The 11,672-nt window shown below is 29.3% G+C and carries 14 protein-coding genes and 1 tRNA gene; 12 read left to right on the top strand and 3 right to left on the bottom strand.

Features of this window, described 5'->3' with window-relative positions; all coding sequences use genetic code 11:
• The first annotated feature begins 77 nt into the window (after positions 1–77).
• Positions 78–152, top strand: a tRNA-Cys gene (locus L1S46_RS24935).
• 681 nt (positions 153–833) lie between these two features.
• On the top strand, positions 834–2,231 hold the full coding sequence (locus L1S46_RS24940; protein ID WP_077830980.1) for a sugar porter family MFS transporter: 1,398 nt from the start codon (positions 834–836) through the stop codon (positions 2,229–2,231).
• A 39-nt stretch (positions 2,232–2,270) separates the two neighbouring features.
• Here L1S46_RS24940 and L1S46_RS24945 read toward each other — a convergent pair whose 3' ends face one another.
• Positions 2,271–3,218 carry a magnesium transporter CorA family protein gene (locus tag L1S46_RS24945; RefSeq protein ID WP_238901270.1) on the bottom strand — a complete coding sequence of 316 codons (948 nt, stop codon included), beginning with the start codon at positions 3,216–3,218 and terminating at the stop codon, positions 2,271–2,273.
• A gap of 280 nt (positions 3,219–3,498) precedes the next feature.
• Complete coding sequence (locus L1S46_RS24950) at positions 3,499–4,659, bottom strand: M20 family peptidase (RefSeq protein WP_238901271.1); 1,161 nt, start codon at positions 4,657–4,659, stop codon at positions 3,499–3,501.
• Positions 4,660–5,065: 406 nt separating this feature from the next.
• On the opposite strand from L1S46_RS24950, the gene L1S46_RS24955 reads away from it, so the two are divergent.
• From L1S46_RS24955 to L1S46_RS24985, 7 genes are all read left to right on the top strand, one after another.
• Positions 5,066–5,248 carry a sigma factor G inhibitor Gin gene (locus tag L1S46_RS24955; protein ID WP_238901272.1) on the top strand — a complete coding sequence of 61 codons (183 nt, stop codon included), beginning with the start codon at positions 5,066–5,068 and terminating at the stop codon, positions 5,246–5,248.
• Between the two features lie 49 nt (positions 5,249–5,297).
• Positions 5,298–5,939 carry a dTMP kinase gene (gene tmk / locus L1S46_RS24960; protein WP_238901273.1) on the top strand — a complete coding sequence of 214 codons (642 nt, stop codon included), beginning with the start codon at positions 5,298–5,300 and terminating at the stop codon, positions 5,937–5,939.
• A 73-nt stretch (positions 5,940–6,012) separates the two neighbouring features.
• Positions 6,013–6,345, top strand: a complete 333-nt coding sequence (locus L1S46_RS24965) for a cyclic-di-AMP receptor (protein ID WP_011967478.1) — start codon at positions 6,013–6,015, stop codon at positions 6,343–6,345.
• A gap of 19 nt (positions 6,346–6,364) precedes the next feature.
• Positions 6,365–7,297: a DNA polymerase III subunit delta' gene (locus L1S46_RS24970; RefSeq protein WP_011967479.1), complete on the top strand. Its 933-nt coding sequence runs from the start codon at positions 6,365–6,367 to the stop codon at positions 7,295–7,297.
• Between the two features lie 3 nt (positions 7,298–7,300).
• Positions 7,301–8,206: a stage 0 sporulation family protein gene (locus L1S46_RS24975; RefSeq protein ID WP_023976584.1), complete on the top strand. Its 906-nt coding sequence runs from the start codon at positions 7,301–7,303 to the stop codon at positions 8,204–8,206.
• An 11-nt stretch (positions 8,207–8,217) separates the two neighbouring features.
• Positions 8,218–8,421 (top strand): ferredoxin, encoded by a 204-nt coding sequence (locus L1S46_RS24980; RefSeq protein ID WP_343073102.1) that lies wholly within the window; start codon positions 8,218–8,220, stop codon positions 8,419–8,421.
• A 122-nt stretch (positions 8,422–8,543) separates the two neighbouring features.
• Positions 8,544–8,714, top strand: coding sequence for a 4Fe-4S binding protein (locus tag L1S46_RS24985; RefSeq protein ID WP_008426524.1), 171 nt, complete (start codon positions 8,544–8,546; stop codon positions 8,712–8,714).
• A 65-nt stretch (positions 8,715–8,779) separates the two neighbouring features.
• Here L1S46_RS24985 and L1S46_RS24990 read toward each other — a convergent pair whose 3' ends face one another.
• Entirely contained in the window at positions 8,780–9,430 is a 651-nt protein-coding gene (locus L1S46_RS24990) for an MBL fold metallo-hydrolase (RefSeq protein WP_238901275.1), read from the bottom strand.
• A gap of 169 nt (positions 9,431–9,599) precedes the next feature.
• Here L1S46_RS24990 and L1S46_RS24995 point away from each other — a divergent pair, with 169 nt between their 5' ends.
• The 3 genes from L1S46_RS24995 to L1S46_RS25005 are packed head-to-tail and all read left to right on the top strand — an operon-like array spanning position 9,600 to position 11,654.
• The gene (locus L1S46_RS24995; RefSeq protein ID WP_011967483.1) at positions 9,600–10,055 is read left to right on the top strand and encodes a CtsR family transcriptional regulator; all 456 of its coding nucleotides are present in this window, start codon (positions 9,600–9,602) and stop codon (positions 10,053–10,055) included.
• Positions 10,056–10,069: 14 nt separating this feature from the next.
• Positions 10,070–10,648, top strand: coding sequence for a UvrB/UvrC motif-containing protein (locus L1S46_RS25000; RefSeq protein WP_011967484.1), 579 nt, complete (start codon positions 10,070–10,072; stop codon positions 10,646–10,648).
• Entirely contained in the window at positions 10,641–11,654 is a 1,014-nt protein-coding gene (locus L1S46_RS25005) for a protein arginine kinase (RefSeq protein ID WP_087703326.1), read from the top strand. Before L1S46_RS25000 ends, L1S46_RS25005 begins: the two co-directional genes overlap by 8 nt.
• Positions 11,655–11,672: the final 18 nt, after the last annotated feature.

Genomic DNA, 11,672 nt, shown 5'->3' on the forward strand with positions numbered 1-11,672 from the left:
TCGATAGCTCAGTCGGTAGAGCAGAGGACTGAAAATCCTCGTGTCACTGGTTCGATTCCAGTTCGAGCCACCATAATGGCGCTATAGCCAAGTGGTAAGGCAGAGGTCTGCAAAACCTTTATTCCCCAGTTCAAATCTGGGTGGCGCCTCCAATTTATTTAAGATAGCTTATGTATTAACTAAATAGTTGATACATAGGCTATTTTTTATGTATATAATAAGCTTTATGGAAATCTATAATTTAAAATTGAATTAATTACATAGAAATATTATAAGTTAATGAGTCACTAATAGAGTGAATTAATGAATTATATATCACATGACATGTGTTGCAGCGATTGAATTTATATATTTAATGGTATTACATTAGTTAAATTGGTTTACTATAATTGAAAAGGTAGGATATTATCATAAATATATATTAAATAAATTTTTAAATTACTTTTTAAATTACTTTTTAAAGTTTATTGAAAAAGGTTTCAAAGAGTGCTATACTAAATTTAAGGAAAATAAATATTGGGTACCTATTTTTCTAAAAGCTAATAGATATGCATGCATTATTAAGATTATTAATAGAAGGTATATTTATCGATATGATAAATATGAATAAAAACTAGTACAGCATTATTTAAAGAATGTAAGAGAAAATTGGCCTTGCTAGTTATTTTTACCAAGTTTTATGGAAGTCAAATTATAAATATACTAGGCAACTAATGTATCTTTTGTAAACGATAAAAATAGTCTTCCGAACGAAGAAATTTTAGGAATATTATAAACGCACTAGAAATATACGAATTTAAATCAAATGAAATAAAAAATGGGAGATGATTTTAATGAAAATAAAAATTAGTAACTCTGTAATATATATTTTCGCTGCACTTAGTGGGCTTTTGTTTGGTTATGATACTGGAGTTATTTCAGGAGCTATTTTATTTATTCAAGAACAAATGCACCTTGATTCATGGCAGCAAGGATGGGTTGTAAGTTCTGTATTATTAGGAGCTATTCTTGGGGCTGCAATCATTGGTCCTATGTCTGATAAATATGGCCGTATAAAGCTAATTCTTACATCGGCTGTTATCTTCTTTGTCGGCGCACTTGGATCAGCATTTGCTCCAGAAATTTGGTCATTAATTATATTTAGAATCATTCTTGGTGTCGCAGTTGGTGCATCTTCAGCTCTAATTCCAACTTATTTAGCTGAATTATCACCATCTGAAAAACGTGGAACCATATCAAGTTTGTTTCAGCTAATGGTTATGAGCGGAATTCTATTGGCTTATATTACGAATTATGCATTTTCAGATTTATATACTGGTTGGCGAGTGATGTTAGGGTTCGCAGCTATTCCAGCAGCAGTTCTTTTAATAGGTGCACTTGTGTTACCAGAAAGTCCTAGATTTTTAGTAAAAGATGGACGAGTAGACGAAGCAAGAAGTATACTAGAACATATGAATAAACATGATAAAGGTGCTGTTAATTATGAATTAGCTCAAATAAAAAAACAAGCCGAGATTAAAAGTGGTGGAGTTAAAGAGCTATTTAGCGAATTTGTACGCCCGGCATTAGTCATAGGCTTTGGTTTGGCTGTTTTTCAGCAGATTATGGGTTGTAACACAGTTCTTTATTATGCACCAACTATATTTACTGATGTTGGATTTGGGGTGCAAGCAGCTTTACTCGCTCATATTGGAATTGGAGTTTTTAATATAATAATTACTGCTATAGCTGTAGCCATTATGGATAAAATTGATCGTAAAAAGATGCTTATTTATGGTGCTATTGGAATGGGCGTTTCGCTCTTGATTATGAGTATTTCAATGAAATTCTCTAATGGATCTTTCGTTGCCTCAATCATATGTGTTATTGCATTAACTATTTACATTGCTTTCTTTTCAGCTACTTGGGGACCTGTAATGTGGGTCATGGTAGGAGAAGTATTTCCATTAAATATTCGCGGCTTAGGTAATTCATTCAGTAGTGTAATTAATTGGAGTGCTAATATGATGGTATCATTGACATTTCCAGTATTATTGAATTACTTTGGTACAGGTAGTTTGTTTATAGGTTATGGTGTAATATGTTTTGCAGCAATTTGGTTTGTTCAGTCTAAGGTATTTGAAACACGTAATCGTTCACTTGAAGATATAGAAGCTGAACTTAGATCATATAAAGGAGTAGAAAAACTCCAAAAGGATATCTGCACTCAAGATGCTACAACTAAGGCTTAGGTGATAAGAGTAGTTATAAGATATTATAAAAAAGATATGTTAGTTAAACATATCTTTTTTATATAATATAAAGGCAACAAGTCCACAAATGCCAACAGTTACGCCCATAACTATAGAGAATGCATGTGGATTATCTGCAGATAATGGTAATGCTATATTCATACCAAATATTCCACCTATTATAGTCGGTATTGCCATAAGAATTGTAACTGATGCAAGTACTTTCATAACAATATTTAAGTTATTTGATATAACAGAAGCAAAAAAATCCATTGTACTAGCTAATATATTACTATAGATTTCAGTCATTTCTATAGCTTGTTTATTTTCTATAATTACATCTTCCAAAACATCTTTATCTTCTTCATATTTTTGCATAAGCTCTAATTTCAGCATTTTCTCTAAAGTAATTTCATTAGCCTTTAGTGAAGTTGAAAAATAAACAAGTGATTTTTCCAGAGAATGTAATTGTATAAGCTCTCTATTTTTCATAGATTTATGAAGCCTTTTTTCAATCATTAAACTTTTTTTATCTATTTGACGCAAATAAAGTAAATAGTATGTTGATATTCTATTTAGTATTTGTAATGTAAATCTTGATTTTTTAAATGTATAAAAAGATTTAATTTTGTTATTAGCAAAATCCGTTAGGATTTTACTGTTTTTTAAGCATACAGTTATCAATTGTTTATTAGTATGTATTATTGATAATGGGTATGTATCATAAGTAAGAGAGTTATCTTCCATTTCGGTAAACGGTATATCCACTATTATTAATAATGAATCCTCTTCAATATCGATACGTGAAGTTTCTTCATCATCTAAAGCTGCTTTCAAGAATTCCAGGGGCACACCTGTTTTCTTTGATATTAATATTAGTTCTTCAGCAGATGGAGCAATAAGATTTATCCAAGCACCATTTTCTATCGTATCTATTAATTTTAGGGAAGGATCAAATTCATTTTCGCTTTTATAGATTTGAATCAATTTATACACCTCCTAAGCAGTACAACTAATATTATACTATTATAAGATGGTTTGTAAACACAACATGGCGTTTCTTTTAGCATCCTATTATTTTTATTATTCTGTAAGTTTAAGGTGGAAATATACCAAAGGGTTTTACGTTTGCTTTTTTTATGATGCTAGAATCTATGAAGTGAAATATGGTACCTTAAAATATAAATCAATATAATATACGGACTTTATTACTATTAAAGGTATATATTATATTATTTTTAAGATACCATATCTTATAATTTTTTTATTAGCAATTTCTATTATTAAAGAATTCAGATTTAACTTCAGAGAGTAAAGTTTCATTTTGTATCAAGTCAATAGCAGTTAATGCAAGAGCTGTAGCTGCTATATTGCATTGTTTTAAAGCAAATTCAGATGTAGTTGCTTTTGCGAAATCTAGGCTTCCATATTTAATATTTTCATCATCTATTATAGATATATACGGATGTATACAAGGAACCTTATGACTTACATCTCCAATGCTTAATCCGGCATATATATCTTTTGATGGATTAATATTTATTATTCCACTTTCTTTAAGGTTATGACTAAATAGTCTATTTAGGGTCCTATTGGTTATTAGTTCCTTATTAGGAGACTCATATAAGAAAAATTTATTAGGAATATCTATTAATGTTGTTACATTATTTGCAATTTTTCTTATTTTATCATAAGCCTCATTAGCAGTTTTGGTGTTAGATGCACGAATGCAAAATTTAATTTCAGAATCTGCTGGTAATAGCAATGTTGTATACCCACCATTAGATATAACCGAATTTATTTCTAAATTATCGGGAAATCCTTTTTTTATGGAGTTTAAAATATTAAGAGTTAGTAAAACGGCATCTAACGATGTATAAGAATTCTGATTTAAAAAACTCAACTTGCTTTCGCTTTCAAACTTAAGCCCTAATGGGATAATTGCTGATGAAGAGCCACTTTCACATGTACATGTGTCAGGGTGTGCTACCATTACAACATCTATGTCATCAAATAGTCCTTGTTTTACCATTGTCCCTTTAGTCCCGCCAAAGTATTCACCGGGGCAACCTACCAGTATTACAGAACCTCCGATGTCATCTATAACACTTCCTAAAGCTAACGTCGCAGATACTGACATTGCAGTAACCATATTATGCCCGGTAATATGACCTTCATTTTCGATAGCATCATACTCACATAGATAGCATATTTTAGGATGACCTTGGCCTTTCTTTGCTATAAAGGAATTGTTAATGTTAAAAAAATTTCTATCAACTTCAAATTTGTATTTATTTAATAAATTGCATATGCAATTAGACGCGTTAACTTCACTATAACTTTTTTCAGGATTCTCATATAAATAGGTACAGAGATTTTTAATATCGTCAGCACAAGTAGATAAAAATGAAATAATTTTGTTTTTCATAAGCGCAATTTCTTACTTAAAACTTGCAAAATAAATTACTAGATCTTGTATATAGTACAGGTTTTGCTTCGTTTTACAGTAAGTTCTCCTTTCATATTAATGTTTTTATTGTTAACATGGTAGTAGCTGTATTAAATATAAGCTTAATATAGCTATCACTTTAAATATTATGAGCAAATTATTATTTGAAAATTTAATAATATAAGATATTTTTGCAAGCTATATTTACATTATGTAATTTGTATTAAATTCAGCATTAATTGTGTAATTATATATTGCCCTTTATTAGTATTACCAAAAATTTAAAAAATATCTATATAGAAGTTATTAACATCCAGAGAGTGTATAAAGTCTACATAATTGGTAATAATTTTATAAGAATCATAAAATTAAGGGGGAATTACTAATGGAGGATACAAATAAATCATGTTTTTTATGTGGAGCAAGTGATTGCGATGGTATAATATTAAATGGAGAAAAAATTTGTAAAGCATGTGAAGAGAAAATTGTTAATACAAATGCAGAGGGTCCAGATTATGATTATTATAAAGATAATGTTAGGATAATCTTATTTAGCGAACATGCTTAGAAATTAAATTCTTACATTTAAACGCTAATATATAGAGGGGTACGTTAAGATGAAAAAAGGTTTATTTATAGTTTTTGAAGGTGGCGAGGGAACCGGAAAAACAACGGCAATTGACGCAATATATGATTGGATTACAGAAAATAATTTTGAATGTATAAAGACGAGGGAGCCAGGCGGAATTAAAATATCAGAGCAAATAAGACAAGTTATTTTAAGCACAGATAACAAGGAGATGGATGCTAAAACAGAAGCACTATTATATGCAGCGGCGAGAAGACAACACCTTGTAGAAAAAGTGATACCAGCATTGAATCAAGGTGTAATAGTTCTTTGTGATAGGTTTATAGATTCTTCTTTGGCGTATCAGGGTTATGCGAGAAATTTAGGAATAGAAGAAGTTTTAAGTATAAATAAATTTGCTATTGGTGAGTACATGCCAGATATGTCAGTGCTATTTGATCTTGATCCTAAAATAGGATTGGCTAGAATAGCTAATAATGATTGCAGAGAAGTAAATAGATTAGATATAGAAAAGTTAGAGTTTCATGAAAGAGTTAGAGAAGGATATGATATTGTTTATAAAAATAATAATCATAGAATTGTTAAGATAGATGCAAATAATACTAAAGAAAATGTGATTAATCAAATAAAAAATATACTAAGACCTAAAATATGGACAAATATAAACTAAGTAATAAAAAGCCACCTATTTGTGGTAAAATAGTATGTAGTAAATTATTATTAGTTTAAGGGTGGGAATTAAAATGAAATTGATAATTGCAATTGTTCAGGATGAAGATTCAGCAGATGTCATAGAGGCTTTAACAGAAGAGGATTATAGAGTTACAAAATTAGCAACTACAGGAGGATTTCTTAAATCTGGTAATACTACATTATTGGTAGGAATTGAAGAGGAAAAAGTTGAACTTGTTATTGATGTTATTAGGAATGTATGTAGAAAGCGAAATGAGACAGTAGTCACACCAACTACCCTTGGGGGAAGTGAAAGTGGATATATGCAACAATACCCAGTGCAAATTAGCGTGGGAGGTGCTACTGTATTCGTAATTGATGTGGATAAGTTCGTAAAAATATGATATCAAGGAGAGATAAGCATTGAGAAAGATAATCGGACATAAAAATATTATCGATAATATAAATAATAGAAGACAAAAGGATTCATTTTCTCATGCAAATCTAATAATTGGTAATGATGGAATAGGAAAAAGTATAGTAGCTAAGTATCTTTCAAACCAGATTATTAAAGAGAGAAATGGTGTAGAGAGTGTTGATATTGTAAGATATTCTCCTAATTCCAATTCATTTGGTGTTGATGATGTGAGAAACATTATAAGTGAAGTCAATAAAAAGCCTTATGAAGGTGATAAAAAGGTATTAATATTATATAAATGTGACAAGCTAACAGTTCAAGCTCAAAATGCATTATTAAAAACTATTGAAGAACCACCAAGAGGTGTACATTTAATATTACTAAGTGATTCTTTAGAAGTAATTTTAGATACCATAAAATCGCGTTGCCAAATATATAGGTTAACACCATTAAATAAAGAAGAAATTTTGAGTTACCTTGAGGAAAAATATAATAATTTAAGTGAAGATGATAAAAAAGCTGCATTAGCTTATAGTGCTGGAATACCTGGAAATGTAGATAGATTTTTTAGCGATGATAAGTTGAGAAATTTGAGAGATATATGTATAGAATTATTTGAAGATATCGTAAGTAGACAAAAAGGTATTATATTAAAGTATGAAGAATTATTAAAAAGTGCAAAAGAAGATAAATTAGAGTTACTAAATATACTTCTATCATATATAAGAGATATCTTACTTCTTAAAGAACTTAATGATAGTGAACTCGTTGTTAATTTTGATAAAATATATAAGATAAAAAATATATCAAGAGGAATATCTTATAAGAAATTAAATAGTATGTTAGAATACATAAAAGAAGCTAGAATAAATTTTAATAGTAATACGAACTATTCAATGGTCATAAGTGTTTTGCTTATGGGCTTTGCGGAGGTATAATTAATGATAAAAGTTATAGGCGTAAGATTCAAGAAGGCAGGAAAAATTTACTACTTTAGTCCATTAGAATTGGATATAAAAAAGGGCAATTATGTAATAGTAGAGACAGCTAGAGGTATAGAATTTGGTGAATGCGTTATAGGAATTAAGGAGATAAAAGAGGAAGATATAGTATCACCTTTAAAGAATGTTATTAGAATTGCTGATGAGGATGATATTAGAAAACATAAAGAAAATAAGGATAAAGAAAAAGAAGCATTAGATATATGTTTAGCTAAAATTCAAGAACATAAATTAAATATGAAATTAATAGATGTAGAGTATACATTTGATAATCATAAGGTTATATTCTACTTTACAGCAGATGGCAGAGTAGATTTTAGAGAATTAGTTAAGGATCTAGCTACTATATTTAAAACCAGAATAGAATTAAGACAAATAGGAGTAAGAGATGAGGCTAAAATGGTTGGAGGACTTGGACCATGTGGTAGGCCTATGTGCTGCTCTACATTCTTAGGAGACTTTGCATCTGTGTCAATAAAAATGGCAAAGGAACAGAATCTTTCTTTGAATCCAACCAAGATATCTGGAATATGTGGAAGATTGATGTGCTGTTTGAACTATGAGCAAACTACATATGAAGGTATAAGAAAGAGATTGCCTAAGATTGGTTCTATTGTTAAGACAGAGGCTGGAAATGGAGAAGTTGTTGGTAATTCAATAGTTAAAGAGATGGTAAAGGTTAAGGTTAGAAGAGGAGACGAGGAAGTTGTTGAGGAATTCAAAATAACTGATGTAGAGCTCGTTTCAGGAAAATATGAAGACACAATTGATGAAAATAATATAAAATTGATTGTTGAGTCAGAGGAAGATAAAACATTAATAAAAAATCTTATTAATGAAAAATAGGAGGAATTTCTATGAAATCTGTTATTAAGATTTGTAATATGGAGTCTAATGACGATGCCAAGATAATTCAAGATACAGTTGTTAAGAATTCGGGAGTAATAGCTACTGAAATTTCGCTTGCAAGAAGGGAGATAACAGTGATATATAATGATATCTTTTTAAAACTCGAAAGGATTATAAATTCCATAGAGGATTTAGGATATGTTGTTTTGTAATCGTAAATAATATAACAATATTAAAAAATAAGAAGTCTAGAATACAAAACACTTTTAAAACATACGAATACGTGTTAAAATGTAAGAGGTTAATTACCACAATTTATTAGGAGGTGTTCTAGATGGCATTTGTTATTAATGATTCATGTGTTAGCTGTGGAGCATGCGCTGGAGAATGTCCAGTTAGTGCTATAACTCAAGGAGATACTCAATTCGTTATTGATGCAGATACTTGTATCGATTGCGGAAACTGTGCTAATGTTTGCCCAGTGGGAGCTCCAAACCAAGAGTAATAAAAGAGAGATCGTCTTTAGGCGGTCTTTTTTTTATTTAAAAATAGTTGAAATAGTTATTTTCACTATTTATATGGAGGTGTTAACAAGATACATTCAGACTTAAGGTTAGAATTTATATCCAAGTCAGAAGTATCTAATATATTAGAATTTATTTTTTTTACGTTCTTCATAGATATTATAAAATCCTTAGGGTCGTCTAAGTATAAAGATGTTGTATTAGTTTTATAATGCATAGGAACTATGTATTTTGGGGAAATAAGGTTACAAAGTTTCGCAGACTCAAAACCGTCGAGAGTGAAATGTCCACCAATAGGGATAAGTAAAATATCAATATTTTTAAGCTTTTCTAAAATCAATGAACAAGGTATATGGCCTAAATGTCCTAAATGGCATATGGAAAGTTTATCATCCTTAAATATATAAATAATATTTGAGCCTCTTTTTAGTCCATTGCACTTATCATGAAAGGAGTCAAACCCTTCTATGCTAAGGAAGCTTAAGTTAAAGTTTACGCTCTCATTAATAATCTTGGTTGTATTATTTATATCATTAATATATGAACTATCAAAATGGTTATGACTAATGGTAATTAAATCGGATTTAGGGAAATTATTATCATAACCTAAATTGTTGCTAAATGGATCAATTAGAATTCTTTTACCAATGGATGTTTTCATAAGGAAACAAGAATGTCCATACCAAATAATTTGCATATAAAACCTCCATAAATTGAAATATATTAAATATTATTAACATACAGTATTATAAATAATCATAAATTTATATTGATACTTCAAAAAGTAAAAGAAGTATAGTATAATATTATAAAGTCAAAGTAAGTCAAAAACAAATAATTAAATAAAGGTTTAAGCAGGTGATGTTATGGCAAGACTTTCAGATATAATAGAAGAGTTTATAAAACAAATGTTTAATGAGAATAGAGATAATGTGATTTTTATACAAAGAAATGAGTTAGCAGATCAGTTTAGATGCGCGCCGTCCCAAATAAACTATGTATTAACAACTCGATTTACCTATGAAAGAGGATATTTAATTGAGAGCAAGAGAGGCGGCGGAGGTCATATAGCGATCAAGCAGTTGGATGATGATAATTCCAATAGAAGGGAAGAATTAATTAACCAAAGCATAGGAGAAACAATAACATATCATAATGCAAACGCATTGCTTAATCACTTATTAGAATCTGGAGTTATTGAAGAAAGAGAATGTGAAATAATGAAAATAGCAATAAATGATAGAAGTTTAACTTCAGCAGATAATAAAAATAAAGTAAGAGCTGATATTTTAAAAGCTATGATTATGATAATTTTATCTTAAAGGTGGGGATATATATGTTATGTGAAAAATGTAAAAAAAATGAAGCAAAGATAAATTTAATTACAGTGATGAATGGTCAGAAACAAGAAATTTGGTTGTGTGAAAATTGTGCAAAAGATATAGCTAATATTCCGTTCTTTAATCCAATAATGCAAAATATAAATGTTCCATTTCAAGGCATACTTACAGAAATATTATCTAATGTAGATAATGGTAAATCAAATATAGATAATAATAAAGTAAAGGAAATTATTTGTCCAAATTGTGGGTTAACCTATCAGGAATTTAAGAAATCAGGAAGATTGGGATGTACTGATTGTTATAAAGAATTTAATATTGTACTTGAGCCAAGGATAAAGAGCTTACAAGTTGGAAGTAAACATATTGGTAAGATTCCTAAGGTAAAGGGAAAGGAATTGGTTCAAAGAAAAAATCTTAAGGATTTAAAAGAAGAGATGCAAAAATTGATAGTAGCAGAGGAATATGAGAGAGCAGCAATAGTAAGAGATGAAATTAAAAAACTAGAATTATATATATTAGAAAGTAACACTAAGGAAATTATAAATAGAAAGGAGGGCAATTGTGATGAATAGCTGGGAAGATGATAAGGAAAGATTTGGGGCAGTATTAAGTAGCAAAGTGTTGTTAGCTAGAAACTTTAGTAATTTACCTTTTCCTAATAAGCTAAACTATATTAAGGGTAGAGAAAATGGCAAAGAAGTATATAACGTTCTTAAAAACGAATTGGATAATGAAGAAATTACGTTATATGAGATTTGGAATACAAAAGAGGAATTTAGTAAACAATATTTAGAAAGGGATCTAATTAGCAAAGAGCTTTTGAAAAATTCTGATAAGGGCTCATTTATATTGAATAAAGAAGAAGATCTTAGCATTATGATAAATGAAAAAGATCATATAAATCTTCAATGTGTAAGTGATGGATTGAAATTAGAAGAAATTTTTGAGAGAGCAACAGTTATTGATGATAAGATAGAAGAAAATTTTGACTATGCTTTTGATGAAACATTAGGTTATTTAACAGCATCACCAGAGAATATCGGAACAGGAATGAAGGCCTCAGTAGTATTACATTTGCCAGCTCTTAGTATGAGTGAAGAAATTAATAATATATCCAAAAGGCTTGGTAAGTTAGGAATTGCTATAAAGGGAGTTCATTTAGATGGTACAAAGGTTTTTGGAAATTTATACAGAATATTTAATAAAGTGTCATTAGGTTTGACAGAGGAGAATATTATAAATAAATTAAAAGAAGCAGTTTGGAGCATAATAATAGAGGAAAATAAATTCCGAGAAATATTACTTAGTAAATGTAGACATGAATTAGAGGATAAGATATATAGAGCATATGGAATACTGAAATATGCAATGATTTTGGATTTTAAAGAGTCTATTGAACTATTATCAAATGTTAGATTAGGGGCGGAATTATCAATTATAAATATTGATAAGGGTAAGTTAGATAAACTATTTATTCTAATTACTAATTCATCCCTTCAAAATTATTTAAAAAAATCACTAGATGATAAGGAAATTAAGTATGAAAGAGCTAAATTAGTGAAAGAAATGTTAACCTAAGGAGAAGATAGGAGGTTT

It is taken from the genome of Clostridium sp. YIM B02500, from assembly GCF_022324665.1.
GTDB lineage: Bacteria > Bacillota > Clostridia > Clostridiales > Clostridiaceae > Clostridium > Clostridium beijerinckii.

Coding starts and splice junctions, on each gene's coding strand:
- L1S46_RS24995 (WP_011967483.1), top strand. CDS start 9,600: ATGGCAAGACTTTCAGATATAATAGAAGAGTTTATAAAACAAATGTTT.
- L1S46_RS24965 (WP_011967478.1), top strand. CDS start 6,013: ATGAAATTGATAATTGCAATTGTTCAGGATGAAGATTCAGCAGATGTC.
- L1S46_RS24940 (WP_077830980.1), top strand. CDS start 834: ATGAAAATAAAAATTAGTAACTCTGTAATATATATTTTCGCTGCACTT.
- L1S46_RS24980 (WP_343073102.1), top strand. CDS start 8,218: ATGAAATCTGTTATTAAGATTTGTAATATGGAGTCTAATGACGATGCC.
- tmk (WP_238901273.1), top strand. CDS start 5,298: ATGAAAAAAGGTTTATTTATAGTTTTTGAAGGTGGCGAGGGAACCGGA.
- L1S46_RS24975 (WP_023976584.1), top strand. CDS start 7,301: ATGATAAAAGTTATAGGCGTAAGATTCAAGAAGGCAGGAAAAATTTAC.
- L1S46_RS24985 (WP_008426524.1), top strand. CDS start 8,544: ATGGCATTTGTTATTAATGATTCATGTGTTAGCTGTGGAGCATGCGCT.
- L1S46_RS24955 (WP_238901272.1), top strand. CDS start 5,066: ATGGAGGATACAAATAAATCATGTTTTTTATGTGGAGCAAGTGATTGC.
- L1S46_RS25000 (WP_011967484.1), top strand. CDS start 10,070: ATGTTATGTGAAAAATGTAAAAAAAATGAAGCAAAGATAAATTTAATT.
- L1S46_RS24990 (WP_238901275.1), bottom strand. CDS start 9,430: ATGCAAATTATTTGGTATGGACATTCTTGTTTCCTTATGAAAACATCC.
- L1S46_RS24950 (WP_238901271.1), bottom strand. CDS start 4,659: ATGAAAAACAAAATTATTTCATTTTTATCTACTTGTGCTGACGATATT.
- L1S46_RS25005 (WP_087703326.1), top strand. CDS start 10,641: ATGAATAGCTGGGAAGATGATAAGGAAAGATTTGGGGCAGTATTAAGT.